This window comes from Bacillus cereus (genome assembly GCF_002564555.1).
GTDB classification, from domain to species: domain Bacteria; phylum Bacillota; class Bacilli; order Bacillales; family Bacillaceae_G; genus Bacillus_A; species Bacillus_A cereus_K.
The window spans coordinates 35,793-61,510 of record NZ_NUVD01000096.1; the positions used below are offsets into that span (position 1 = coordinate 35,793).

Here is a 25,718-nt window from a genome sequence, read left to right on the forward strand (position 1 = left end):
ACTAAATATCTATGAATTATCTGAAGAAGGTGGTGTATTTGCCAAACGATTAAAAGCTTTAAAAGCTGCGATTGCGGATATAACACCACCAGCTAAAAAAAGAGTTGATCCACCAACTAAAATGATACGACTGACATATGTCTCACGTGCTTCTTCAACTTGTTCTTGTAACGCAGTAGGCATATGAAATCCTCCTTTGCCAAATTGTTTTGTAATTAGTATATACAAACGCCTAAAATATGTTAAAATCACTGGATAGCGTTATATAAGAGTATGTAGTTGAATGGGAATTGTTTGAAAAATCTTCATCATAAATATATGCTAACTTCACATACAGCACATATTAACATTGTATTATGTATATGTACCAAATAAATAAAGTGGATAATTGTAAGTTCTGTTTTTGAAAATTCAAAATCCTATTATTTCTATATAAAGGTTTTATCTGGAAGTTTTGAATATTTTGGAAATGGATCTTAATAAAAAAGGAATTCATATAAAAGGGGAAAGTCTTATGACAACATATACGAGTGAAATGAAAAAAAGTGTAGTTTCAGAAGAAGATGTAGATATTTTAAAAATTATGGCGCATCCAATCCGATTGCAAATTGTAAATGAATTAAGCACAAGAAAAACTTGTAATGTAACACAATTAACAGAATTGCTGAATATCCCACAATCGACTGTTTCGCAACATTTATCAAAAATGAAAGGTAAAGTGTTACGAGCGGAGAGAAGGGGTTTAGAAATTTATTATTACATTAATAATTTAAAAGCGAGTAAGATTGTTAGTGTTTTAGGATATATAAACTAATGCAGTATTTTCATATAAAATAGCCTCTGCTGTTGAGCAGGGGCTATTTTGTGTTGTTTTATGTATTTGTATTTAAAATTTTATAGTTTTTATGATTTACAATTGTTCGATCAAATTCAAAAGTACCACCGCTTACATCTGTGATTTCAACTAAGACTGATTCAGTATATAGTTTTAGTACAGATCCTGTAATCTTTAAATTATTTCGTTGAAAAAGTATAGTATCCCCTACGTTTGCTTTCATAGTACCTCCTCATTTTAGAAAGAAATATTTGTTTATTATGTATATTAAACCATGGATGAAGATATTAGTGAATATTTAGTTTTATTTATCAATAAAATATGTTTTACTTAATAAAAAGTATAGAGTGTCACTATATCAAAATTGTATAGTCCACCCATGATGTAACTATACATATAACATTTATCACGCTATTTGCGGGCAGTAAAACTCCCACCTCAAAATTGGGCTACACGTAAACGCACGATTGGTGAAAGCTAATAATCAGTTGGGATTCATCCCCAACTGATTAAAGTTTCACTTTATGAAAAAGGCTTCAAAAACACCTGTAAGTCTTACTTATACAAAGCAATACAAATAGCTGCTACGTATTTAACGAGCAGTTTTTTGTATTTCACCTTTCGTTTTCTGTAACTGATTCCATAAATTTGACGCTCTGTCTTGTAAGTGCTTACAGTGGCGGGAACATCCTATACAATGAAGTTGTTAAATCAAATGAGGTGGTCAACATGAACTTAAAAAAAGAAAATTTAGCGTATGGCATTGAAATAGAAAGAGGAGGCGGAATGATATGAAAAAATCATCAGTTAATCCATGGCTTGTTGTCCTTGGTACAGTCATCGTACAAATGGGGCTTGGAACGATATATACATGGAGCTTATTCAATCAACCTTTAGTTAGTAAATACGGTTGGAGTCTTAACGCAGTTGCTATAACTTTCTCAATTACTAGTCTTTCATTAGCGTTTTCAACTTTGTTTGCGAGTAAATTGCAAGAAAAATGGGGACTTCGTAAACTTATTATGATAGCTGGACTAGCATTAGGACTAGGATTAATACTTAGTTCACAAGCTTCTTCTTTAGTATTACTTTATGTACTAGCAGGATTTGTTGTAGGTTATGCGGATGGTACAGCATATATCACTTCACTATCCAATTTAATAAAGTGGTTTCCAGAGCGTAAAGGTTTAATCGCTGGTATTTCTGTCTCTGCATATGGTTCGGGTAGCTTAATCTTTAAATACATTAATGCACATTTGATTGAATCAGTTGGTGTATCACAAGCGTTTATTTACTGGGGTGTAATTGTTACAGCTATGATTGTGATTGGTGCTTGTTTAATCCATCAAGCTACTGATCAAGTTGCAGTTCAAGAAACAAAAACTAAGGAATTTACAACAAAAGAAATGCTAAGAACAAAACAAGTATACTTATTATTTATTATGTTATTTACATCATGTATGAGTGGCTTATACTTAATTGGTATGGTAAAAGATATCGGTGTTCAACTTGTAGGGCTTAGCGCAGCAACAGCAGCTAATGCGGTGGCTATGGTTGCAGTCTTCAATACATTAGGTCGTATTATTCTGGGACCGTTATCAGATAAAATCGGTCGTTTAAAAATCGTTACTGGTACTTTCGTTGTTATGGCGACTGCAGTCTTGGTTCTAAGTTTCGTAGATTTAAATTATGGTATCTACTTCTTATGTGTAGCAAGTGTAGCGTTTTGCTTTGGTGGAAATATCACTATTTTCCCAGCTATCGTTGGTGATTTCTTCGGTATGAAAAACCATAGTAAGAACTACGGAATTGTGTATCAAGGATTTGGATTTGGAGCACTTGCAGGTTCCTTTATCGGTGCACTTCTAGGTGGATTCAAACCAACATTCATGGTGATCGGCGTATTATGTGTCGTGTCATTTATAATCGCAATTTTAATTAAAGCACCTAATCAAACAAAAGAACAAGTGGAAGAATATAGCAGCGTAGCGTAAGTATTCAAATCTACTATAACTAAAAAGCACCCTATTCAATAGGGTGCTTTTTTTCGATACATAATAAAATTAGGAAAGGAAAGTGGATACTGAACCACTTTCCTTTTTTCTTCATGAACTATTTTCAAATTGTTTTTTTCTACCTAGGCTATATATTTTCTGGTACAAAAGCGAGTAAAATAATGCCCGGTCCGATTATTTACCATATCAAGCAGCAATATTTTTACTTATAGTATTACTATTTTCTTTACGTATTTCTTATAAAGAGGTAATGTCAAATAAGAATAAAAAGCCGCTATCTGTATTGCAAAAAGAGGAAGAAGTTGTAAATGAATGTGTTGCAGCACACGAATACTCTTTTAAAATAAAGCGATATTAGTATGTAAAAGGAGAGAGTTTACATGATAGAGAGTATAGGTGTAGATTCTGTACCGACTCTTAATGAGAAGGGTTGTCAAATTTGGTGGGCAAGAATTTCAGATTTACAATCATGGCATTTTAATTTACTAAATGATGTAGAGCGAGAGAAAGCAAATTCGTATTATCATTCGGCAGATCGTGCACGTTTTATAATAGGTTGCGTAATTAGTAGGTTAGTTCTTGGAAAGTTACTTTCTATATCGCCAGTTCAAGTACCGATTAATCGAATGTGCCCGGTATGTAAGTTACAACATGGCAGACCGCAATTACCAGAAGGTATGCCGCAAATATCCGTTTCACATTCGGGTGAATGGGTTGTCGTTGCATTTACGAAGTCTGCCCCTGTGGGTATTGATGTTGAACAAATGAATCAAAATGTAGATATTATGAAAATGGCTGAGGGTGTATTAACAGATATTGAAATAGCACAAGTTATGAAACTTCCTGATGAACAAAAACTAGAAGGATTTTTAACATATTGGACTAGAAAAGAAGCCGTGCTGAAAGCGACAGGTGAAGGATTGTTGATTCCACCATTAGAAATTACAGTATCTGCTCCAAATGATCCTCCAAAATTGTTAGCTTTTAAGGATAAGCAAGATTTAATAGGAAATACAATGATGGAAGATGTAAGGCCTAGTTTAGATTATATGGCTTCCATTGCAATTTTCAATAAGGAAGTGACTGAAATTACACAGTTAGACGCGGTGGCGCTTTTAAATGTAAAATAAAACAAGAAACNNGTTTCTTGTTTTATTTTACAGCTTCTTTTAATTCTTTTCCTGCTTTAAATGCAGGTACTTTACCAGCAGCAATCTGAATTTCCTCACCAGTTTGTGGATTACGTCCTGTACGGGCAGATCTTTCACGCACTTCAAAAGTTCCAAAGCCAATTAATTGAACTTTATCGCCAGATTGTAATGCATTAGCAATTGTGTCAAATACAGACTGTACAGCCGCAGAAGCATCCTTTTGAGAAATATCAGCTGTTTGTGCCACGTTTTTAATTAATTCTGTTTTATTCATGTTTTCACCTCATAAAATTTTTTTTAGAATGAATGTTTTAGTATAATGGTTAGTAAAGATAAAGCTATCTCTATGATTAGAAAGAATGCTGTATAGTTATGTTAATTTCGTTGCAAGTGACTGAATCCCTGCAAATAATCAGGGATTTATGAAGAATTGATGCGTACAAAGAGCTGTAGTATGAAGATGAGGGGGCATATACAGATGATTTTTCGTGAAAAAAATGAGAAAGAGAGTATATTAATTCGTCAACATGATCATGGTTTTTTAGCTGGAGAGATTGCGAGACATATAAAAGAAGCATTTTTTGAAGATAATACATATTTAAGAGAGACAATAGATGCAATATATGAGCATGATAGAGGATGGATAGAGCTCGATAAAGTACCAATTTTGAATGATGCGAAAAATATTCCGTATACATTTATGGATTGTCCAAGTTCCTTACGCTTTGTTTTTTATACGATTGGTCTGAATGAAATTGAAGATTTTAATCCATACGGTGCATTACTTTGTAGTAAACATTTTTTATCATTTCCACTAAATGAGGAAGATGAAGAAATGATGTCTTTTTATAGACATGAGCTGGAACGACAAAAAAGAATTTTGCAAACGTTAACAAAAGAACAATACGCTATGTTCGATAAACATTATAGGTTATTAAAGTTTTGTGATGAACTTTCTTTATATGTATGTATGAATAAACCCGGTGTAAAAAAGAAAGATGAGATTGATTTATTTAAAGATGGTTTTGAAGGAACAGAAATGTTTAATAATGAGGAGGATACAGCAATTCAAGCAGAGTGGGTGGATGGAGAAACAATTCGAATTGCACCGTTTCCGTTTAAAACAGAATTTCATACGTATGTAAAATATAAAACTATTAATAAACATGAAGTTGAAAGAAAAGGGATTGCAAAGGTGGATAGAGAATCGGAAATTAAGAAGCAAAACATTCGTTTTGTAAAATAATAGTAGACTTTCATTTGTTTCTTAAGAAGCTTTATATTCTTGAAAGTGTTTAGAGTGGTAGAGGCAATGAAAAAGAATAGCATGTGCTAATCAGGAAAGAGTATATTTAAATATACAAGGGCGTTTATTAAAGTAGTCAATCTTTTTTAAACATAAGAAATCCAAAATTAAAACCCACACATTATGAATAATCTCTTCTTCAAAATATGTGGGTTTATTTTATATAAAATAAATATTTGCGGTGAAATTGGAAGTAGAGTTAATTCAAATAGACATTAACTTGCCTGTTTTTTATTGCTTTCTTTCAATTTCTCTGCTTGTAAAAAGCGATTTGTTTCAGCGACAACGATACCACTTAATCCAATAAGACCAATTAAGTTTGGAATTGCCATAAGTCCGTTTGCAATATCAGCAAATGTCCATACGATACCTAATTTTAAATTTGCACCAATAGCAATCATGACAATAAAGATTGCTTTATAATATCGTACTGCACCTTCTCCGAATAAATAAGCGACACATTTCTCGCCGTAATACGACCAACCTAAAATAGTAGAGTAGGCGAACAAAATAATTGCAATACCAAGAATCATACTACCAGCGGTGCCGAATACAGATTGGAATGCTAGCGTTGTAGCTTCAACACCTGTTTTTCCTGATTTCCATGCACCTGTTGTAATTAGTACAAGTCCTGTAATTGTACATACGATAAATGTATCAAGAAAAGTACCAGTCATAGAAACTAAAGCTTGTTTTGCAGGTGAATCAGTTTTTGCTGCAGCGGCCGCAATAGGAGCACTTCCTAAACCAGCTTCATTTGCAAATACACCGCGTGCCATCCCAATTTGAATTGCAGATACAACTGTTGCTCCGATAAAACCACCAGCAGCTGCAGTACCATTAAATGCTCCAGAAAAAATAAGTGAAAATGCCTCTGGAATTTGATCATAGTGATAGAAAATAATAATAAGGCCAGAAATTATATAAAAGAAAGCTTTAATAGGAACGATATATCCCGTCACTTTCCCGATTTTTTTTACACCGCCTAAAATAACGATAGCGATTAAAAATGACATTACTATACCAGTTAAAGCAGGGGGGAAAGAGAAATTAATACGCATTGCCTCTGCAACTGAATTAGATTGCACCATATTACCGATACCGAAAGAAGCAGTTGTACCAAATATAGCGAATAATACTGCCAGCCATTTCTTACCTAAACCATGCTCTAAATAATACATCGGTCCACCTGAGTATTCACCATTTTCGTTACTAACACGGTATTTCACCGCAAGGATTGCCTCGGCATACTTTGTTGCCATACCGAACAAAGCGGTAATCCACATCCAAAAAATTGCACCAGGGCCACCGATTGTCACAGCTGTTGCAACACCAGCTATATTTCCCATACCAATCGTTGCTGCCATAGCTGTCATGAGTGCTTGAAAATGACTAATATCTCCAGAAGGGGATGTATCTTCTGATTTTTTAAATGCTAATTTGTGAGCGTATAATAGTTTACTAAACTGTAAACCTTTTAGACGCACTGTGAGAATGATACCAGTTCCAACGAGTAGCAACAAAGTTGGTAATCCCCACACATAATGATTAATTTGTTCTAACACTGTACTTACTGTCTCCATCTGTATTCTCCTTTTTTTAGAAAAAATAAAAACCACTTCAAATAAATGAAATGGTCTCTGGAGAAACAAGGGATAGAAAAATAAACCGATACAAATCGGCATTTTCTTTCGCTTGTCTCTGTCCTTTTACCTGAGAGATTATCCACTAAATTAGCGGATTTGCTCCTTCGGTGCTCGTTTTCCTCCGCGCTATATAAAAGCGAGAGGGAGTCTCTCCAGAGGTTCGTCCCCATGCAGTTCTACTTGTAACCAAGACCTGAGAGTTTCAAAGTTGGTTCAGCAACTTTTTGCCCCGTCGGTAGATCAATTGACCTTCTCCTGAATGGTTCATCCGAATTATAAAATTAAAAACTTAAACGCATTGATTGTAAATCAATAAAAATATTATAAACAGACAAAATATGAATTGCAATTATTTTTTATTTTAAAATAGTAAACAGCTTTATTTTTTTGAAAGGCCTAATTTATCTTCAATTTCATTTAAAGTAGATAAAGCAGTGACAATATGTTGATCAGCAAGACCTAAAGCATGTTTTGTATTTTCAATCGTTTCATTTGCAGAAGTAGAATTATTGTATTTATCAATAATTAAATCCGCTGCATTTTTCATGAAATTAGATGCAGCTTTAAACTCAGTTGTGAAGTAGATTAGTTGTTCTTGTATATGTATATCTGTTATGTTTTCTTCAATTTTCAGCGTGTCTATTTCTTTCATAATTGTTTCATATTGCTTGGAAACAGTATTCATTGTAACTAATAGTTTATTTCTCTCAACTGAATCTTCGTAAGTGTTAATCTCTTCCCAGGCAGGCAACCAATCTTTTTCGATGATGTCATTATAATTTGTAGTTAATTCATCAATTTTTGGTTGTAATTTAGTTTTGAAAGTTTTAGTATCAATTGTTTCTACGGTTACTTTTTCGCTGTTTCTTTTATCTTGAGTTACATAGGAAATCGAACCAGCAATGATAAAAACGGAAATAATAACCGTCCATTTAGTAAAAAGTGATTTTTTCAATGTGTAATGCCTCCGAAAATTTTAAAATTGATAATTATAATATATAACAATAAAGTTATTATAGATAGAGAAAATAAACTAGAGTTGATTTGAATTACGATTTTACATTTGAAATAATTAAAATGTAGAAAAGAATAGAAGGGAAAAGAAGAGTTTTAAGTTTTGAATTCCGAATTATTAGAATTATAATTGTAAGTGTGAATACAATAGAATATTTTATGTGGAAATGAGCTGGTTATTTGCCAAATATAAAAAAAATAGGACGTTTTTGTCTTACAGATGATGAAGGGTATATTATAAATGATGCACATATTGATAAAATTCAACCTACATTTATGGAGGTAATACAAAAAATAAAAAATACTTGTGGTGAAATGTTACAGGAGGATTTGCACAGCGTTTATATAAGAGGTTCAATTCCAAGAGGGATTGGAATTGAAGGGATTGCAGATATAGATTTGATTATTTTAGTGCGAAAGGATCCTAAATTAATAGACTTAAGCTGGCGAAAGAAACTAGAAGTTCAAAGTTTACAACAGTTTAATTGTATATCAGGAGTGGAGCTAAGTTTTTACAGTGAAAGTGAAGTGATAAATTCCAATCGTTTTTCTTTTATAAGTTTCATGATACAGACACATGGTGTATGTATATTGGGTGAAGACGTAAAATTGTCTTTACCTAAATATAAAGTAAGTCAGGAGTTAGCCTATGAACACCTTATTCAATTGCGGAAACAAATTGAACAAGCACGTAAAGAGTTAATTCATAATAAAGGCGTGGATGATATAGCGGATTGTTGTCGTTGGATTATGAAGATAATAATCAGGGCAGGTCTTGCATTAACAATTGATAGAGAAGGACTCTACTCCAGGGACTTATATCCAGCATATGAGTTATTTAGTAAGCATTTTCCCAAACAAGAAAAAAATATGAGAAAGGCATTACAATATGTAATTGAACCGATAAATGATATAAATGAACTTATATTATTTTTAGATACGTTTGGTGAATGGCTGATAGAAAGGGTGGAGAGGAATTTTGGTGTTTTATAATTTTATTATGTAAACAAATATTGGTGAATAAAATAAGATAGGCAAGGACTTTGAATTTTTTATTCTTGATATCTTCTCGCAAGGTAAGTGTGCCGGGAATCAACTTGCAGTATGTACGGTTAGTCATTAAATTTTGAGTGAGGAAATGCATTCAATAATGATCTTAACGTTCGTGTAGGTGGAATAGTAGAAAGTATTGCGAGTGGGAAATGGGTTTTATAATAAGGGGGATGTAGGAATGTTATTAAAAACAATCTATTGTAAGGTGGAAGAAGAGAAAAAAGCGTTGTTTTCAAGAGCACAAGAGAAATGGCGTGATTTACAACATTTAGATGGCTTTCATGGGCAATTTGGTGGATGGAATGAAGATGAGGCATGTGTATTTACTTTATGGGAAGATAGCAGTAAATATCAATCATTTATGAATGGTGCTCACGATACAATTTATTTAAATAGTAATCAAGAAGATACGTTTCTTTCATGTGAAATAGAACTATTTCAAACGTTGTACGATATAATTGACACGTCTTTGAAGGACGTTGTTGCAGAAGGGTCATTCGTAAGAGTTGCTATATGTGATGTAATGGTGGAAAAGGAAAAGCATTTTTTACATAAGCAAGAAACAATTTGGAATAAAGGAATGGAAAAAGAAAAAGGGATGTTAGGTGGAGTAGTTGGGAAGTCTTTAAAAAATGAAACTCGTTACATAGTGTTAACTTATTGGAAAGATAAAATAGCACATGAACGTTATATGAAAGAAATTTTCCCTGGGTTATATCAGTTAGCAAATGTAAATGAGTATATTGAAAGTATAAATGGGAAGCAAGTTATTCGGAAGGAAGAATGGTCTGTTATCGCTTCAAAATAAAGTTAAAACGTATTGAAGTAGCTAATTTAGATAAAGTTGATTAAGAACATTTGTTCCTGTATAATTACTTTGTACAAGAACGAGAGGGGGTATTTAAATGAGTAAAGTTTTAAGGTTTGAATTGCAAGTCGCAAACCCTGAAGAAGCGATTCAATTTTATACAAATAGTTTTGGATGGAAGTTTGAAAAAATGTCTGGTCCACATGACTATTGGTTCATAATTACAGGTGAAAGTGATAGACCTGGTATCGATGGTGGATTAATGAAATCACCCGATGGAGCTACTAGGACGACTAATTCGATTGAAGTACCTTCAGTTGATGAGTACATAAATAAAGTTATTGAAAATGGTGGACAAGTCGTTGTACCTAAAACTGCCATTCCTAATATGGGTTACTTTGCTTATTGTATAGATAATCAAGGGCTTCTTTTTGGAGTATGTGAAGAAAATATTGAAGCATAAAAAATTAGGGGATTTTGAGATTATTTTATTTGTTGAGCGATATTGCATGATGTTTTCAATTGAAGACTATGATTATTCCCCTTTTTTTATCTGAAAACTAGTATTATTTGAGCTGAAGAAGGATCCATTTTGATTATTTTCAAAAGGATTCTTTTTTGTTTTTCACATATTATGAGTTATTTAGGCATTATTAATCAAACTTACAACGGTATATTATCTATGAAAAAAGTAAATAAATGATGTTATATTTAAATGTAAATCTATGGACTGCTAAATAGTGTAAGGTGAAAAGGAAAAGAGGACCAATTATTTTCTCATAAACATGTAATTAAAGGAAGACGTCATATACCCTTTCATGTTAATATATTTAAGTTATAATAGGAGGCTTACCCTTTTGTATTGTACGGTAGAAGTAGTGTGAGCTAGAATTTTTTTAGAAAAGGAAGTGCCTAACTTGCGTATAAATAAATTTATTAGTGAAGCTGGAAAAGCATCTCGACGTGGAGCGGATAAACTAATTAATGAGAGAAGAGTAATTATTAACGGTAAGGTTGCAAAAATTGGTGACCAAGTAAATCCAGGTGATGATGTGCGCGTAAATGGAGAGCAACTTCGTATTGCTCGAGACCATGTGTATATCGCTTTAAATAAACCAGTAGGTATTACATGTACAAGCGAAAAAGCTGTAAAAGGTAATATTATCGATTTAGTGAATCATCCTTTACGAATTAGTCATATTGGTCGTCTCGATAAAGACTCAGATGGCTTAATTTTGTTAACGAATGATGGTGATATTGTTAATGAGATTTTACGTGCTGAAAACAAACATGAGAAAGAATATATCGTTTCAGTAGATAAACCGATTACACCTGATTTCTTAGAGAAAATGGCAGCTGGTGTTAAAATTTTAGATACAAAAACGCTTCCTTGTGAGATCACACAGTTATCAAAATATGAGTTCAAAATTATTTTGACACAAGGGCTAAATCGCCAAATTCGCCGTATGTGTGAAGCTTTAGGTTATCAAGTATATACGTTAAAACGTACGAGAATTATGAATATTGAGTTGAATAATTTACCGGTTGGACAGTGGAGAGATTTAACAAAGAAAGAGAAAAGACGCCTATTTTCAGACTTAAATTATGAACCACAAGATTGGTAAAATTGTGAAGTGAAACCAAAATTTTTTTTGGTTTCACTTTTTAAAATTAAATAAATAATATTTTTTAACACTTGCAAAAATAAATTGAATAAGATATAGTAAATAACAATTAATGGATGTACTTATAAAAGCAAAGAAAAGGACACGAGTTATTTTACCCGGTTATACAGAGAAGGAAGGAAAGCTGAGAACTTCCTAACGCAGAAAAATAACTTACCACCTTAGAGCTGCACTAGGGAAATTAAGTATCTAGTGCCGTGTAAGCGACGTTATCGCAAAAGAAGCCATTGCATTTTGTAATGGGAATCTGGGTGGAACCACGGATATAAGCATATTCGTCCCTATTTTAGGGATGAATATGCTTTTTTGCATTCAATTTCATAATAAGCGAAGAAAAGGACACGAGTTATTTTATCCGGTTATACAGAGAAGGAAGGAAAGCTGAGAACTTCCTAACGCAGAAAAATAACTTACCACCTTAGAGCTGCACTGGGGAAACAAAGTATCTAGTGCCGTGTAAACGACGTTACCGTAAAAGAAGCCATTACATTTTGTGATGGGAATCTGGGTGGAACCACGGGTAAAAGCACGCTCGTCCCTATTGTAGGGATGAGTGTGCTTTTTATTATGAAATGGAGAGATGAAAAATGAAAGAACAAATAATTGAAATTAAATTTCCAGATGGTAATGTTAAAGAATTTGTAAAAGGAATTACTTTAGAAGAAATTGCTGGATCCATAAGCAGTAGTTTGAAAAAGAAAGCAGTCGCAGGGAAAGTAAATGATCAGTTATATGATTTACGCAGAAAAATTGAAGATAATGCGAAAGTAGAAATCATTACTATAGATTCAAATGAAGGAGTAGAAATTGCAAGACACTCCGCTGCACATATTTTAGCGCAAGCTGTAAAAAGATTGTATGGTGATATAAATCTTGGAGTAGGGCCTGTTATTGAAAACGGATTTTATTATGATATGGATCTTCCGAGCAGTGTTAACGTAGAAGATTTACCGAAAATCGAAAAAGAAATGAAAAAGATTATAAATGAAAATGTAAAAATAGAACGAGTTGAGGTTTCAAGAGAAGAAGCAAAAAAATTGTTTCAAGAAATGAACGATCACTTGAAATTAGAACTTTTAGAAGCGATTCCTAATGAGGAAAGTGTAACACTTTATAAACAAGGTGAATTTGTAGATTTATGTAGAGGGCCACATTTACCATCTACTGGTTATTTGAAAGCCTTCCAATTAACTCACGTTTCAGGTGCATATTGGCGAGGGGATAGTAATAATCAAGTGCTTCAGCGTATATATGGCGTTGCATTTGGTTCTCAAAAAGAGTTAGAAGAGTATCTGCATTTTGTTGAGGAAGCAGCAAAAAGAAATCATCGTAAGTTAGGTAGTGAACTTGAGTTATTTATGTTTTCAGAAGAGGCACCAGGAATGCCGTTTTACTTACCGAAAGGACAGATTATCCGTAATGAATTAGAAGCATTTTTAAGAGAAATTCAAAAAGAGTACAATTATCAAGAAGTGCGTACTCCGTTCATGATGAACCAAGAATTATGGGAGAAATCAGGACACTGGGGACATTATAAAGATAATATGTATTTCTCAGAAGTGGATCATAAAAGTTTTGCATTAAAACCGATGAATTGCCCAGGACATATGCTTATGTTTAAAAATAAATTGCATTCTTATCGTGAATTACCGATTCGCATGTGTGAGTTCGGTCAAGTACATCGACATGAATTTAGTGGTGCTTTAAACGGATTATTAAGAGTTCGTACTTTCTGCCAAGATGATGCTCATTTATTCGTCACTCCGGAACAAATTGAAGATGAAATTAAATCAGTAATGGCGCAAATTGATTATGTATATAAAACTTTTGGATTCGAATATGAAGTAGAGCTTTCTACTCGTCCAGAAGATTCAATGGGTGATGATAAATTATGGGAGCAGGCAGAAGCGGCATTAGAAAATGTATTACATTCATTGAATTATAAATATAGACTAAATGAAGGGGACGGTGCATTTTACGGACCGAAAATTGATTTCCATATTAAAGATGCCTTAAATAGAAGTCATCAGTGCGGAACAATCCAGCTTGATTTCCAAATGCCAGAGAAATTCGATTTAAATTATATAGATGAGAAAAATGAAAAGAGAAGACCAGTTGTTATTCACCGAGCAGTTTTAGGATCTTTAGATCGTTTCTTAGCAATATTAATTGAGCACTTTGGAGGTGCGTTCCCGGCATGGGTGGCACCAGTTCAAGTGAAAGTAATTCCAGTTTCAAATGCAGTACATGTACAATATGCAAATGAAGTTGTAAATAAATTAGCACAAGCTGGTATTCGTGTTGAGCAGGATATGCGAGATGAAAAATTAGGATATAAAATAAGAGAAGCACAAATGCAAAAAGTACCGTATGTTCTTGTTATTGGTGATAAAGAAATGGAAAGTAAAGCTGTAAATGTACGGAAATACGGTGAAGAAAAGTCAGAAGTTGTTGCGCTAGATGTATTTGTGGTAAGTATTGAAGAGGAAATAAAGAATAGAAAATATTGATTGTAAAGAAAACATACCATTAGAAATTGGTGTGTTTTCTTTTTTATCTTACAAAATTGTAAGGTAAATGTAAGGAAAATCGAATGAACGAGTTTTAGAAAAGTGAGAATATGAAGTAGGAGATAGATTCATGGTACTTATGTAACCCTATTTGTTTGAAAAGTTAAAAAATTCTTAAGGATTTACATGAGAAAAAGATAAGAAATATATGAGAAATTTATACTATACAAAAGGGATGGAGTGAAAGAGATGTCAACAAATGTAGTTACTGTAGAAAGTGTAGAAAAAACATATGGGAAAAGAAATGAGAATCAGTCAAAAGCATTAAGGGGTGTTTCATTAAGTATTAAAGAAGGAGAGTTTGTAGGGATTATGGGTCCTTCTGGGTCAGGAAAAACGACATTGCTTAACGTGATTAGTACACTTGATCAAGCGACTGGTGGTAGTGTAACAATAGATGGCACCAATATTACTTCTATGAAAGGTAATGCATTATCGGATTTTCGTTCTCAAAAATTAGGATTCATTTTTCAAGATTTTAACTTACTAGAAAATTTATCAATATATGAAAACATCGCATTACCACTTTCTTTGCAAGGTGTACCGTCAAGTGAAATTACGGGGAAGGTAAATGAGGTTGCGACGAAATTAGGGATTACTGAGATTTTAACGAAATACCCGACTGCTGTTTCTGGTGGGCAAAAGCAAAGAACAGCGGCAGCACGAGCTTTAGTACATAATCCGGCGATTGTATTAGCAGATGAACCGACTGGGGCGCTTGATAGTAAAAACGCAAAAAGTTTATTAGAAGCGATGCAAGATTTACATGAAAATCATAATGTAAGTATTTTGATGGTAACACACGATGCATTTAGTGCGAGCTATTGTGAACGTATTTTATTTATTCAAGACGGTCTTCTTTATAAAGAGCTAAATCGTCAAGGTACTCGAGAAAATTTCTATCAAGACATTTTAGGTGTGCTTGCTCATATGGGCTCAGCTGCTGAGTCTAAGTAGGGGGCGAGACTATGTTATTCAAATTATCACGTCATAGTATGAAAAAGATGTTAAAAGATTATATGGTTTTACTTATTGGTTTAGTTATTAGTATTAGTATTTTCTACATGTTTCAAACAATGGCGATGAATAGTGAATTTACGAAAGATAATAGCCTTATTAGTAGTATTAGACTTGTCTTCTGGGTTGGTGCAATATTACTATCGTTCATTACCGTATTTTATATTATATATGCTAATTCTTTTTTACTTACATTAAGAAGAAAAGAACTTGGTATGTACATGATGCTTGGAGCGAAAAAGAAAAAAGTAGCACAGCTATTATTTATTGAAACATTCGGTATGGGTATTGTCAGTATTATTATCGGTATTTTAGTAGGAATGTTACTTGCAAGTGTAGCAGGAAACTTTCTAATGAATGGCATGGAAATTTCAGCAAAAGGTAGTTACTCATCTGTATACACACCAGCTATTTTAGTTACAGCTATTTTCTTCTTAATACTATTTTTCATTACAGGTTTAATGAATAGTATTCGGTTATTACGTAAAACAGAATTAGAGCTAATACGTGAAGATGAAACACTAGATGAAGTAAAGAAAAGTAAAACTCGCATTATTATAATGACTGTACTTGGCGTATTGCTAGTAAGTACAGGATATTATTTTATGGTAAATATAAAAATGTTTGCTGAAATCGGTTTTATAATAGCGACAATCGTTACAACTCTTGGAACGTATTTTATTTTTAGTTCATTGCTCCCATTTTTTGTGATGAAAATTAAAGGAAATAAAAAACGAAATGAAACGGGCTTAAATAGTTTTACATATGCACAGCTACGCTTTCGAGTAAATAGTTTATCGAGAGTATTAGGCACGGTAGCGATGTTAATTGCATTAGGTGCGGGTGCGATGACAGCAGGTATGGCTTTTCAAAAAAATGTAGGCATTATGACAGACTTCTCTCGTGTATATGATGTTGTAATTCATGATCCGAATGATCAAGATACAGCGGCATTAAAAGAAATGGAAATTGTTGAAGAAAGCAAGTATAAGTATAAAGTAGATGGAGAAGCGGTTTATTACTTACGTGACGATTTAACTGCGAAACCGCCACTTGTTTCTGATCACTTTGATACAAAAACTTTAAAAGAGCCTGCTCGTAAACGTGTGGCTGAACCTTTAACTGAACCTGTTTATTCTGCTTTGGAAGCTCCTGAAGCAGCGAAAAAGCTTCCTCCTATGCCAAAAGATTGGGAAGATGCAGTTGTAAGAGAGATACAAATTACACATAATCAATTTAACGGCAAACCTGTAAGAATTGCTGATGAAGAACACTACAAAGCAGTTCAAGGAACAGAACATAGTGTAACGCTAGTAAGAGTAGACGATATGAAAAAATATAAACCGTTATTGATTGAAATAGATAAGAGACAAAAAGAATTAATTGAAAAAACAACAGGTACAAAAGTAGAATTATATACGAAAATGACAATTTATCAGTTTATGAACAGTTTCATGAGCGGAACAATGTTTATGGGATTTTTCCTCGGAATTGCCTTTTTAGCTATGATGGCAAGTTCCCTTATGTTCAAAATATTAACAGGTGCTTCTCGTGACGTACGCCGCTATGAAATGTTACGAAAAATCGGTGTGAGACGCAGTATGTTAACAAAAAGTATATATAAAGAAATTTCATATTTATTTATCTTCCCAGCGATCATTGGCATTTCTCACGTGTTGGTAGGCCTTAACTTATTCAGCTTTATATTAGTTGATCCGTTTGTGAAAGTGTGGGTGCCGATAGGGATCTTCTTAGTCATTTACTTTATTTATTACTGGATAACGGTTCAATTGTATAAAGGTATGGTAATGCCGAAAGAAGAAATGGTGAAATAGCAATATAATTGAGTCCTTGTTTTGAAAACAAGGGCTTTTTCTATATTTTTGATACATAAATACTGCATTTAAGAATCCTTATAATCAATGTATAGAAAATTAAGAAAATATTAAGGTTTTATATAGCGAGAAATTAAGAAATATATGGGATATTAAGAATGTACAAAGGATCAAGGTGAAATTGGAAAGGGCAATTGTTATACATTCATATTTTTTTGAGGTAATTTTACAGAATTAAATTGATATTTTTATAAATTTAAAAGAAAGGAAAGGTCTTATGAAGAAGATAAAAAAATTAATAAAACTTATCGGAGGCATCACTATACTTTTACTAATCATAGCGCTATTATTTCCTACATGGACCTCACAAATAAAAGGTAATGACAGTATAAGCACATTAGAACAAGTAGAGATAAATGGAAGTAATCATGAAATTATGATACGTGGCAAAGATAAGAAGAATCCGGTTATTATCTTTGTGCATGGTGGACCAGGCTCTTCGGAAATACCATATGCTCCAAAATACCAAGACTTATTGGAAGAGAAATTCACAGTTGTTAATTACGATCAAAGAGCAAGCGGGAAATCGTATCATTTCTTTGAAGACTATTCTAATCTTTCATCAGATCTACTCGTAGAGGATTTATTAGCTATGACAGATTATGTTTCAAAACGTCTCGGTAAAGAAAAAGTAATATTGATTGGTCATTCTTACGGTACATATATTGGAATGCAAGCTGCCTATAAAGCTCCTGAAAAATATGAAGCGTATGTTGGTATAGGGCAGATGAGTGATACAGTAGAAAGTGAAATGGATAGCTTAAAGTTTGTTATTGATCAAGCGAAAAATGCAGGGAATACAGATGAGGTTTCATATTTAAAAGGGCTAACTGAAAAAATTAAAAACGGCGATACATATACCCCGCGAAATTATGTTGCGAAATACGGTGGAACTTCAAGACTTATTGAAAATCCAGATGGTGATAACATAGGGATACTATTTAGCAATGAATATAACTTGCTTGATGTAATTCGTTATAACGTTGGATTATCACACTCTCAGACTGTCTTATTAGAAAAAGATTTAAAGAATCCATTACCTACTAAAGTAACTGAGCTAAAAATACCGTTGTATTTTCTTATGGGTAAATACGACTATAATACTTCATTTCATGCAGCGAAACAGTATTTTGACATGATTGAGGCGGATAAAAAAGAATTTATTACTTTTGAAAAATCCGCTCATTATCCGCAATTTGAAGAGAAGGAAAAGTTTTATGAGTGGATGTGTGATACGTTCGTAAAATGAAATTAAATAAAAAAGCACTTATTTTAAAAATAAGTGCTTTTTTATAGTATGTAATCAGTTTGGAAGGAAAATATTGGATTGTGGTCGAAAAATATAATACAGCTTCAGAGAAATGACGGAAGGCACTATGTTTTGTCGAGAAAGGAGTTATTATCTTACTATGCATCGAGTTTATTTCTGAATATCGATTCAAAAGAAGGGGTAAAAGTTATGTTAATTCGAATTGCTAAGTGGTGTGGGATTACATGTTTACAATTGTTTGCCGCATTTATTTGTATTCTTTTTTTAGGGGCGCTACCGCGTTTATTTAAGGGACTGCAAATTGATTTAGTTGGTTTTTGGAACACGGTTGTGTTTCTTGGCGAGAAATTACTTCAACCGTGGGAAATTACATATGGATTTCGAAACTCAAGAAAATTATTTCCACAAATATGGATTCACTATGTAGAGACAATGTTTGTATTTATTTCGGCATTTTTACTATCTTTACTTATTGCGTACCTTATCGTTGTTTGGGTATTACAGCGCTCCCAATCAAAGCAACGAATATGGAATGGGATTTTTGTAGCGCTTGAAAGTATCCCGGATATTTTATTAATTTTACTATCTCAACTTCTAGTAGTAATTATCGTTCAAAAAACAGGATTTATGCCGGTGAAGCATGCAGGATTTGGTGAGGATAGAGCCCGCATGTTACCAATAATATGCCTTGCTATACCTACAACATTATTATTTATTAAGCTACTATTATTACGTTTTAGAGAAGAATTAGAGAAAGATTATAGTATATTTGCAAAGAGTAAAGGACTAAGTTTAAGGCATATTTTGATGCACCATATTTCAAGGAATGTCTTGTTAACAACAGTCTATTATGCAAAAACAAATATTTTATTTATGTTATCAAATTTATATATTATTGAATGGTTATTTAATACGTACGGCATGTTTGTCTTTGTAAAAGAAAACTCCAAATTAGAAATATTTACAGTGAGTTTAGTTATATTATACGTACCGCTTTTTATACTATTTCGTATATTACATACGCTGCTGCAAAATGTTATAAAGGAGCGTGTGTAACATGTGGCAAGTTGTAAAAAGAGATGTTAGATTTTGGATAGGTGTTACTTTTTTGAGTGTACTAATGATTGTTAGTATTGGAAATACGGTGTTTTTTGACGGGAATATTCGTGAACTAACGATGATGTATAACGAAAAGGGAGAATTAGAGGCTGCTCCGTTTTCACCATCGAGTAAATTTTGGTTCGGCACTGATGAGAAAGGTCGCGATCTATTTCAATTAATAATAGAAGGGGCAAAATGGACCGTAGGTGCGAGTATAGTTATCGCAGTTTTACGTGTAGTGATTGGTGGAGCTATCGGTTTATTACTTGGTATGTACAGTAAACGCTCATTTCCAGTTATCTCATCTTTTTTTGATCCGTTTAGTATTGTACCGATGATTATGATTTCCTATTTTATATTAAAGGAAGTTTTAATATTCGACAGTGGGGAGGTAGCTGCTCCGTTTCATTTGCGAGTTGCGTTTCAAATTTTAGTTCTCACATGTCTGGCAGTACCGACAGTTATGTTATATGTAGCGCAAGAAGTGAAGCGTATTAAGAAAGAAGAATTTATGTTGGCGGCAACAGTACTTGGAGGAAGTAAGTGGCAGAGACTGAAGCGCCATGTATGGCCGCATATGTTACCATCCTTTCTTTTGTTAGTAGCTCAGCAATTTGTAAGCACTTTATTACTTCTCTTACACCTTGGTTTGTTGCAATTGTTTTTTGGTGGCACAATAATGTTTGGTGCTATAGACGCAGATAGTGTAACAAAAGAATGGACAGGCTTAATTGGTCAAAATTTCCGTCACTTAACTACACACACATGGATTGTACTAATACCAATCGCTTTCTATAGTATGACAATATTGTCGGGAAATCTGATTAGTAATAGTATGCAAGATGCGATAAAACTAGGAAACGTAAGAATGCCAAAGAAGAAGGATAAAGAAGTGAAAGTAGAGAAACAAACACAGCCTACCGTGAACGATTTTTCATTTCATAGAGAGGTATCAAAATAGGGAAAGGTAGCTGAAAATAATAAGTTTTCAGCTACCTTTCTTTTATATTTTAAAGTGGAGGTAAAACTGCAAATACTTGTTTATCCGGAAAAGCAATTTTCCCAGCAAGTCCACCAGAAAAAAATATAATTTCCATTTATAAAGATAAATCCATATTAAAAAAATAAAAATAGGTATATGAACAAGGTGCATCATCTAGTGATAGGTCATATTTTGTTGGTGTACGTATTGAACTTAGTTTATAGCGCTATTTCTACTTAGATTTAACAAACAGAAATATAGGAAAACATCGATGGGGTTGTAGTTAACAAACGGAGGTTATGAAAATGAATCAGTTTCAACAAGAACTACAAGCGTTAAGCCTAAATGATTACCATTCTGGAAATATTGTGTATTGGGACCAGCAAAATCAATATCCATATTACTATATAGAAGATGCTGCTCGTCGCTGTGGTGGTTGTGGTCGCTGTGGAGGTTGTGGTGGTCGTTGTGGTGGTGGTGGTGGATTTCGTTGTGGTGGATTCCGTTGTTTTGGTTGCTTCGGTTGCTTTAGTTGTGGCGGCTGTGGCGGCTGTGGAGGTTGTGGTGGTTGCTCGAATTGTTTTGATGGTTTTACTGATACTACTGGTACTATTGTAACATATGAATATTGATAAGAGACAAAAGGAATCCATTTTGAAAAAGATTGATTAAGTAGATAATATTAATGTGAATACTCAAAAAATCATTCGTGATATTAGTAATAGTATGCAAGATGCAATTAAGCTAGGAAATGTGAGAAGGCCGAAGAGGGAAAATAAAGAAAGATAGCTGAAGACAAATTGTTTTCAGCTATCTTTTTTCGTTTAAAGTGGAGGTAAATCAATTTTACCTTCTTCAAATAATTCTTTTATCATATGTTTCGTATAACCAGCCGCTTGACCAAATGTGATTTTTGCGGGCATTGGTGCTTCGTTTACATCTACAACAACATCAATAATACACGGTCTATTTTGTTTTACTGCACTTTCGAAAGCGGGAAGTAGTTCATCTAAATTCTCAACACGGTAGCCAATACCGCCGCATGCCTCTGCATATTTTGCGAAATCAGGATTCGTTAAATCAGTCCCGAATTCGATATTCCCCATAACTTCTTGTTCGAATTTAATCATTGCGATCTTATTATTGTTTAATACGACGACAACGATTGGCAGCTTATATTTAACAGCTGTTACGAAATCATTCATTGTCATCCCAAATCCGCCGTCACCACAAACTGCAAACACTTGTTTATCCGGGAACGCAATTTTCCCAGCAAGGGCACCAGGTAAACCACAACCAAGTGTTGCAAGCCAGCTAGAAATGATAAATTGTTGGTTTGTCATACGGAAATGTCTTGCTGTCCATACTGTTACATTGCCGACATCTACTGAAAGAATTGCGTCATCTTCTGCTACTTTCTGCAGAGCGTGCATAACTCGCTGTGGTTTAATTGGAGTAGAAGAGTCTTCTTCTTGACTGTGTAATTTTTCTTCCCACTTTTTCATCATTTCTTGGTGGTGTTCTAAGAATGAATGGTCTTCATGTTTTTCTACATTTGCAACTAACCATTTTAATGTTTTATCAGCATCCCCAGCTAATCCGATGTCCGTCGCATAACGTTTCCCGATTTGAGCCGGATCTGTATCAATATGAAGTGTTTTTGCTTTCTCAGGTAAGAAACCAGTGAACGGATAAGAAGTACCAACCATAATTAAAGTATCCGCATGCTTCATTGCTTCATAAGAAGGTTTGGTTCCAATTAATCCTAACCCACCGATGCAAAGAGGGTGTTCATCAGGAATAATCCCTTTAGCTGGTAATGTAAGTACGATTGGAGCACCGATATGTTCTGCAAATGCAAGTAAAGATTCTCTCGCATGCTTTGCGCCTTTCCCGGCTAAAATAACAGGTTTTTTCGCTTCATTAAGTGCGAGTTTTGCTATAGCTAAATCCTCTTCTTGCGGAAATAACTCAGGCAATGTAAAAGAAGTGTTTGTAACACGAGCATCATTTTTTATTTCGAATTTCGGAACATCATCTGGAATGGTTAGAACAGATACACCTTTTTTCGTATATGCCATTCGAATTGCTTGATTCACTACAGCAGGTAGTTGTTCTGCTGACATGATGCGCTGGTTATAAACCGCAACATCATCAAACATTCTTTCTAAGTTTACTTCTTGGAAAAAATCAGTTCCGAGTAAATCAGATTCCACTTGTCCTGAAATTGCTAGTACAGGTGCCTTGTCGAGTTTTGCATCATATAAACCGTTTAATAAATGAATAGCGCCAGGTCCTGCGATGGCCATGCAAACACCAAGTTTTCCTGTTAATTTCGCATAGGCTGCTGCTGCTAACGCGCCAGCTTCTTCATGACGAACTTGAATAAATTTAATTTTATCTTGTTTTTTTCTTAAAGCTTCAATAATAGAATTAATGGAATCTCCAGGCATACCATATATGTGTTCTACACCCCAGTCAATTAAAAGATCAACTAATGCTTCACCAGCTGTTTTTCCAAACATAATCGTTCCTCCTTATAATAGGTAGATACTATTATGTTTTGGAGAAAAAGGAAAAATATACAAGTAATATAACTTATTTGTTTTAGTGATGTCCAGTGAAAAGAGTAAAGACTGTTATTAGTGAAAATCCACTAATAGACCACGATAGAAACGGAAGGAAAGGTAGCTGTTTTTTTGCTTTCCAAAGCATTTCGTGAATTGTGACATAGCCAAGAGAACCAATTGCGCTTCCCATAATAAGTCCTTGTAAATGGAGAGCTTTCCCGTCCATCATAATGCCAAAAACAGTACCGGTCCCTAGGATAAGAGAAAGTAATAAAGTTGTTAATAAAAATGAAATATATTTATGTTTTGTAAAAAGAAATGGAATAATTAAAGCTAACCCTTCTGGAATATGGTGAATGACAATCGCAAGTAAGAAAGGAATGGCAGAGTCGTTATGATTCGTAAATGCTGTACCTAAAGCAAACCCACTCGGCATATTATGAATGAATATAGCGAAAGAAAGAAAAAGGAAGGTTTGCCATGCTTGTTGATCTTTCTTGTGTATAATCGGATGATGGCAATAGTTATCTAATAAACTCATAACTAATACTCCCATAGCTATCCCAAGTATAGGACCTATTATTTCATAGCTTAAAAATGTCTCAGGAATAATTTCAAGTGATAAAAGCCCAAGTAAAATCCCACCACATAATGCGTATAAGCGATGCATCTTTTCTTCAATTAGTTGGCGTGTAGCAATGCCGACAGCACCGCCTAATAACAATCCACCGAACGAAAAAAACGTAACAATCATTGGAATCCATAATCGCTCCATAGTATCACACTCCGATTCTTTCCACTTATTTTTAGCTTACGAAAAGGAAAGTTAGATTAGTCCAAGTAATTGTGTTTGATTATGGAGAATAATCTATTCATTCGTTATAATCTATAATGACATATGATTCAATTCAGCAAATACAGCATTACATAACAAATGGAGGAACTAATTATGCAGCAAATAAAAAAAATAGGAAACTCATTTTGGTATATGACACCAGTTTCTGAAACAGATAGACCGATTTTAGGAATGGTGGTTGGAAAAGAAAAAACTCTAATGATTGATGCAGGTAATTCAGAAACACATGCGCAATTATTTCTAGAAATGTTAAAAGAACAAAATGTATCAAATCCTGATTTTGTAGCATTAACACATTGGCATTGGGATCATATTTTTGGATTGCCTGTACTACAAGATGCATTGTCTATTGCGCATTCTGAAACAAAAAAAGAGATGAATGCACTTGTTTCTTATGAATGGACAGATGAAGCGTTGGATGCACGTGTAAAAGAGGGTACTGAAATTGAATTTTGTGCGGAGTGTATCAAAAAAGAGTTCAGTGAGCGATTGAGAAATATTAAAATTATTCCTCCGATCTTAACGTTCCAGAATCAACTGGAATTAGACCTTGGTGAAGTGACATGTGTGTTACAACATGTGGGTGGAGACCATTCACATGATTCCGTTGTTATTTATATTAAAGAAGAAAAGATTTTGTTTTTAGGAGACTGTATATATGCAGATATTTTTTCTTCAAAGTGGAACTATACGACGAAACGAACGTTTAAATTAATAGAAGAATTAGAGAAATTTGATGCTGAGACCTATATTCTTTCTCATGGAGAGGCAATAGATCGGGCTGAATTTTTACAAGAAATTCATTTGCTGAAAACAGTAGGAACTTATACGGAAACTCATAAAGGCGATGAAGAGAAGATAAAGGCAGCGTATAAACAAGAATTAGATAGAAAATTAACTGAAGAAGAGCTAGAAACAATAACGTATTTTGTAAACGGTTATGAAATGGTTAATCTGTAAATCTTAACTCAAATTAAATTGAAGCTTATGCTGTTCAAATATAATTTAAATGTATGAAAAGAGTATTGAAGGTAAATTCAATACTCTTTTTTATGTTTTGTCATGATTCATATATTTACAGATTATTGGCAGCTGAAAAATCATCAATAATTTCCACCACTTCAATTTTCCCGTTAATTAATAGCTCCGGAAGTTCATTTTTAACATTTCCCTTCCAATATTCTCTAGCTTGTTCAATTTTTTGAGAAAAAGGAATGCCATCTTCTTTCGGTAAAAAATTTCCGTCACCTGCAAAAGAACTACCAATCACTCGAAGTTTAACAATCTGCAAAACTTCTCGATGGTAAGAATCAAATAGCGCTTTCCATTTCAAAGCATCTTCATAGCTTTTCGCAGCATATAAGCAAGACAACCTTGAAGGATATTCAGGAAATTCTTGCAGTCTAACCATTTCTACAATCGTTTCTCTAACCGCTCTAATTGTTTGATCCATATAATTCATAACTATTTTAGCATTTTCATTATTTATATGTAATTCCTCATTTATATAATGATTTTTTAAAATCTGCATGGAGTCTTCACCATTAGCATTTAATTGCTCTCTTTCAAAAAAGAAGCGATATAGAGTATTAGTTTCATTTTTGTCAAAATGAATGATTTGTCCAATATTCATTTTTTTCCTTGTAACGATGTGATATACGTAAAATTCTGGTTCATTCATGATTATCCTCCTAGTAGTAATTATTATGTATGGCAAAATTAAATAATTCAACATTGTGATATATAAAACCTCTATAAATAAAAGTGAGTATTTGAGTAGAAAGTAAAGAAAAAATATGAAAACGTTTTAAAAACGTTTACTTACGAGGGAGGGTTCCAATATCGATATAAAGAGATTAGAGGCTGAAAAATTCAAAGGAAAAAAGTGTTAATGATTAGAATATATACATTTAGGTAGTAGTAAGTGAGTGATAAGGAGAGAGG

At 33.6% G+C, this 25,718-nt stretch carries 24 protein-coding genes, 2 pseudogenes, 1 riboswitch and 2 other annotated features; of the genes and pseudogenes, 18 read left to right on the forward strand and 8 right to left on the reverse strand.

The features are described from left to right. Positions 1-9: 9 nt before the first annotated feature. Complete coding sequence (locus COI75_RS27010; protein WP_001141669.1) at positions 10-183, reverse strand: hypothetical protein; 174 nt, start codon at positions 181-183, stop codon at positions 10-12. Between the two features lie 331 nt (positions 184-514). On the opposite strand from COI75_RS27010, the gene COI75_RS22055 reads away from it, so the two are divergent. Then, positions 515-814, forward strand: coding sequence for an ArsR/SmtB family transcription factor (locus COI75_RS22055; protein WP_000214793.1), 300 nt, complete (start codon positions 515-517; stop codon positions 812-814). Positions 815-872: 58 nt separating this feature from the next. Here the strand turns inward: COI75_RS22055 and COI75_RS22060 are convergent, their stop codons facing one another. Further along, positions 873-1,058 (reverse strand): YkvS family protein, encoded by a 186-nt coding sequence (locus tag COI75_RS22060; RefSeq protein WP_000646788.1) that lies wholly within the window; start codon positions 1,056-1,058, stop codon positions 873-875. 568 nt (positions 1,059-1,626) lie between these two features. Between COI75_RS22060 and COI75_RS22070 the strand changes: the two genes are divergently transcribed. From COI75_RS22070 to sfp, 3 genes and pseudogenes are all read left to right on the forward strand, one after another. Continuing rightward, positions 1,627-2,829: an L-lactate MFS transporter gene (locus tag COI75_RS22070; protein WP_000749818.1), complete on the forward strand. Its 1,203-nt coding sequence runs from the start codon at positions 1,627-1,629 to the stop codon at positions 2,827-2,829. Between the two features lie 178 nt (positions 2,830-3,007). After that, positions 3,008-3,208 (forward strand): annotated as a pseudogene (locus COI75_RS22075) (hypothetical protein); the annotation flags it as partial. A gap of 22 nt (positions 3,209-3,230) precedes the next feature. Then, entirely contained in the window at positions 3,231-3,980 is a 750-nt protein-coding gene (sfp, locus tag COI75_RS22080) for a 4'-phosphopantetheinyl transferase Sfp (protein ID WP_000572959.1), read from the forward strand. 22 nt (positions 3,981-4,002) lie between these two features. Here the strand turns inward: sfp and COI75_RS22085 are convergent, their stop codons facing one another. Further along, entirely contained in the window at positions 4,003-4,275 is a 273-nt protein-coding gene (locus tag COI75_RS22085; protein WP_001043908.1) for an HU family DNA-binding protein, read from the reverse strand. 204 nt (positions 4,276-4,479) lie between these two features. Between COI75_RS22085 and COI75_RS22090 the strand changes: the two genes are divergently transcribed. Continuing rightward, positions 4,480-5,247: a DUF3891 family protein gene (locus tag COI75_RS22090; RefSeq protein ID WP_000577302.1), complete on the forward strand. Its 768-nt coding sequence runs from the start codon at positions 4,480-4,482 to the stop codon at positions 5,245-5,247. Between the two features lie 275 nt (positions 5,248-5,522). On the opposite strand, the gene COI75_RS22095 is transcribed toward COI75_RS22090, so the two are convergent. Continuing rightward, a complete protein-coding gene (locus COI75_RS22095) occupies positions 5,523-6,890 on the reverse strand; it encodes an alanine/glycine:cation symporter family protein (protein WP_000451052.1) in 1,368 nt (455 codons plus the stop codon). Between the two features lie 108 nt (positions 6,891-6,998). Next, a riboswitch (glycine riboswitch) is annotated at positions 6,999-7,119 on the reverse strand. A gap of 213 nt (positions 7,120-7,332) precedes the next feature. After that, entirely contained in the window at positions 7,333-7,908 is a 576-nt protein-coding gene (locus COI75_RS22100) for a hypothetical protein (protein ID WP_000749042.1), read from the reverse strand. Between the two features lie 239 nt (positions 7,909-8,147). On the opposite strand from COI75_RS22100, the gene COI75_RS22105 reads away from it, so the two are divergent. From COI75_RS22105 to COI75_RS27820, 12 genes and pseudogenes are all read left to right on the forward strand, one after another. Further along, positions 8,148-8,960 carry a hypothetical protein gene (locus COI75_RS22105; protein WP_001132911.1) on the forward strand — a complete coding sequence of 271 codons (813 nt, stop codon included), beginning with the start codon at positions 8,148-8,150 and terminating at the stop codon, positions 8,958-8,960. A gap of 238 nt (positions 8,961-9,198) precedes the next feature. Beyond that, complete coding sequence (locus COI75_RS22110) at positions 9,199-9,828, forward strand: YdbC family protein (protein WP_000925140.1); 630 nt, start codon at positions 9,199-9,201, stop codon at positions 9,826-9,828. A 97-nt stretch (positions 9,829-9,925) separates the two neighbouring features. Further along, positions 9,926-10,291, forward strand: coding sequence for a VOC family protein (locus tag COI75_RS22115; RefSeq protein WP_000048917.1), 366 nt, complete (start codon positions 9,926-9,928; stop codon positions 10,289-10,291). 454 nt (positions 10,292-10,745) lie between these two features. Beyond that, a complete protein-coding gene (locus COI75_RS22125; protein WP_001222157.1) occupies positions 10,746-11,453 on the forward strand; it encodes a pseudouridine synthase in 708 nt (235 codons plus the stop codon). A gap of 124 nt (positions 11,454-11,577) precedes the next feature. Further along, positions 11,578-11,799: a binding site (T-box leader), on the forward strand. Between the two features lie 35 nt (positions 11,800-11,834). After that, positions 11,835-12,056: a binding site (T-box leader), on the forward strand. A gap of 44 nt (positions 12,057-12,100) precedes the next feature. Then, a complete protein-coding gene (thrS, locus tag COI75_RS22130) occupies positions 12,101-14,023 on the forward strand; it encodes a threonine--tRNA ligase (protein WP_000662950.1) in 1,923 nt (640 codons plus the stop codon). 249 nt (positions 14,024-14,272) lie between these two features. Further along, positions 14,273-15,040: an ABC transporter ATP-binding protein gene (locus COI75_RS22135; RefSeq protein ID WP_000106434.1), complete on the forward strand. Its 768-nt coding sequence runs from the start codon at positions 14,273-14,275 to the stop codon at positions 15,038-15,040. An 11-nt stretch (positions 15,041-15,051) separates the two neighbouring features. After that, the gene (locus COI75_RS22140; protein WP_000897887.1) at positions 15,052-16,935 is read left to right on the forward strand and encodes an FtsX-like permease family protein; all 1,884 of its coding nucleotides are present in this window, start codon (positions 15,052-15,054) and stop codon (positions 16,933-16,935) included. Positions 16,936-17,212: 277 nt separating this feature from the next. After that, on the forward strand, positions 17,213-18,244 hold the full coding sequence (locus tag COI75_RS22145) for an alpha/beta hydrolase (RefSeq protein ID WP_000721356.1): 1,032 nt from the start codon (positions 17,213-17,215) through the stop codon (positions 18,242-18,244). A 210-nt stretch (positions 18,245-18,454) separates the two neighbouring features. Beyond that, entirely contained in the window at positions 18,455-19,321 is an 867-nt protein-coding gene (locus COI75_RS22150) for an ABC transporter permease subunit (protein WP_000908422.1), read from the forward strand. Position 19,322: 1 nt separating this feature from the next. Continuing rightward, on the forward strand, positions 19,323-20,327 hold the full coding sequence (locus COI75_RS22155; protein ID WP_000267897.1) for an ABC transporter permease: 1,005 nt from the start codon (positions 19,323-19,325) through the stop codon (positions 20,325-20,327). Positions 20,328-20,653: 326 nt separating this feature from the next. Then, positions 20,654-20,980 (forward strand): heterocycloanthracin/sonorensin family bacteriocin, encoded by a 327-nt coding sequence (locus COI75_RS22160; protein WP_141535145.1) that lies wholly within the window; start codon positions 20,654-20,656, stop codon positions 20,978-20,980. A gap of 82 nt (positions 20,981-21,062) precedes the next feature. After that, positions 21,063-21,131: pseudogene (locus COI75_RS27820) on the forward strand (ABC transporter permease subunit); the annotation flags it as partial. A gap of 41 nt (positions 21,132-21,172) precedes the next feature. Here the strand turns inward: COI75_RS27820 and COI75_RS22165 are convergent. Together COI75_RS22165 and COI75_RS22170 are read right to left on the reverse strand one after the other, a co-directional pair. Beyond that, entirely contained in the window at positions 21,173-22,873 is a 1,701-nt protein-coding gene (locus COI75_RS22165) for a pyruvate oxidase (protein ID WP_000467221.1), read from the reverse strand. Between the two features lie 82 nt (positions 22,874-22,955). Further along, on the reverse strand, positions 22,956-23,693 hold the full coding sequence (locus tag COI75_RS22170; protein WP_000440597.1) for a ZIP family metal transporter: 738 nt from the start codon (positions 23,691-23,693) through the stop codon (positions 22,956-22,958). 174 nt (positions 23,694-23,867) lie between these two features. Here COI75_RS22170 and COI75_RS22175 point away from each other — a divergent pair, with 174 nt between their 5' ends. After that, the gene (locus tag COI75_RS22175; protein WP_001184104.1) at positions 23,868-24,734 is read left to right on the forward strand and encodes an MBL fold metallo-hydrolase; all 867 of its coding nucleotides are present in this window, start codon (positions 23,868-23,870) and stop codon (positions 24,732-24,734) included. Positions 24,735-24,849: 115 nt separating this feature from the next. Here the strand turns inward: COI75_RS22175 and COI75_RS22180 are convergent, their stop codons facing one another. Next, on the reverse strand, positions 24,850-25,455 hold the full coding sequence (locus COI75_RS22180) for a DUF2441 domain-containing protein (RefSeq protein ID WP_001005143.1): 606 nt from the start codon (positions 25,453-25,455) through the stop codon (positions 24,850-24,852). Positions 25,456-25,718 lie beyond the last annotated feature (263 nt).

Bases quoted from the DNA above. Each gene is read 5' to 3' on its own strand.
- COI75_RS27010 (WP_001141669.1), bottom strand. From the start codon at position 183: ATGCCTACTGCGTTACAAGAACAAGTTGAAGAAGCACGTGAGACATAT.
- COI75_RS22055 (WP_000214793.1), top strand. From the start codon at position 515: ATGACAACATATACGAGTGAAATGAAAAAAAGTGTAGTTTCAGAAGAA.
- COI75_RS22060 (WP_000646788.1), bottom strand. From the start codon at position 1,058: ATGAAAGCAAACGTAGGGGATACTATACTTTTTCAACGAAATAATTTA.
- COI75_RS22070 (WP_000749818.1), top strand. From the start codon at position 1,627: ATGAAAAAATCATCAGTTAATCCATGGCTTGTTGTCCTTGGTACAGTC.
- sfp (WP_000572959.1), top strand. From the start codon at position 3,231: ATGATAGAGAGTATAGGTGTAGATTCTGTACCGACTCTTAATGAGAAG.
- COI75_RS22085 (WP_001043908.1), bottom strand. From the start codon at position 4,275: ATGAATAAAACAGAATTAATTAAAAACGTGGCACAAACAGCTGATATT.
- COI75_RS22090 (WP_000577302.1), top strand. From the start codon at position 4,480: ATGATTTTTCGTGAAAAAAATGAGAAAGAGAGTATATTAATTCGTCAA.
- COI75_RS22095 (WP_000451052.1), bottom strand. From the start codon at position 6,890: ATGGAGACAGTAAGTACAGTGTTAGAACAAATTAATCATTATGTGTGG.
- COI75_RS22110 (WP_000925140.1), top strand. From the start codon at position 9,199: ATGTTATTAAAAACAATCTATTGTAAGGTGGAAGAAGAGAAAAAAGCG.
- COI75_RS22115 (WP_000048917.1), top strand. From the start codon at position 9,926: ATGAGTAAAGTTTTAAGGTTTGAATTGCAAGTCGCAAACCCTGAAGAA.
- thrS (WP_000662950.1), top strand. From the start codon at position 12,101: ATGAAAGAACAAATAATTGAAATTAAATTTCCAGATGGTAATGTTAAA.
- COI75_RS22135 (WP_000106434.1), top strand. From the start codon at position 14,273: ATGTCAACAAATGTAGTTACTGTAGAAAGTGTAGAAAAAACATATGGG.
- COI75_RS22140 (WP_000897887.1), top strand. From the start codon at position 15,052: ATGTTATTCAAATTATCACGTCATAGTATGAAAAAGATGTTAAAAGAT.
- COI75_RS22145 (WP_000721356.1), top strand. From the start codon at position 17,213: ATGAAGAAGATAAAAAAATTAATAAAACTTATCGGAGGCATCACTATA.
- COI75_RS22150 (WP_000908422.1), top strand. From the start codon at position 18,455: ATGTTAATTCGAATTGCTAAGTGGTGTGGGATTACATGTTTACAATTG.
- COI75_RS22155 (WP_000267897.1), top strand. From the start codon at position 19,323: ATGTGGCAAGTTGTAAAAAGAGATGTTAGATTTTGGATAGGTGTTACT.
- COI75_RS22160 (WP_141535145.1), top strand. From the start codon at position 20,654: ATGAATCAGTTTCAACAAGAACTACAAGCGTTAAGCCTAAATGATTAC.
- COI75_RS22165 (WP_000467221.1), bottom strand. From the start codon at position 22,873: ATGTTTGGAAAAACAGCTGGTGAAGCATTAGTTGATCTTTTAATTGAC.
- COI75_RS22170 (WP_000440597.1), bottom strand. From the start codon at position 23,693: ATGGAGCGATTATGGATTCCAATGATTGTTACGTTTTTTTCGTTCGGT.
- COI75_RS22175 (WP_001184104.1), top strand. From the start codon at position 23,868: ATGCAGCAAATAAAAAAAATAGGAAACTCATTTTGGTATATGACACCA.
- COI75_RS22180 (WP_001005143.1), bottom strand. From the start codon at position 25,455: ATGAATGAACCAGAATTTTACGTATATCACATCGTTACAAGGAAAAAA.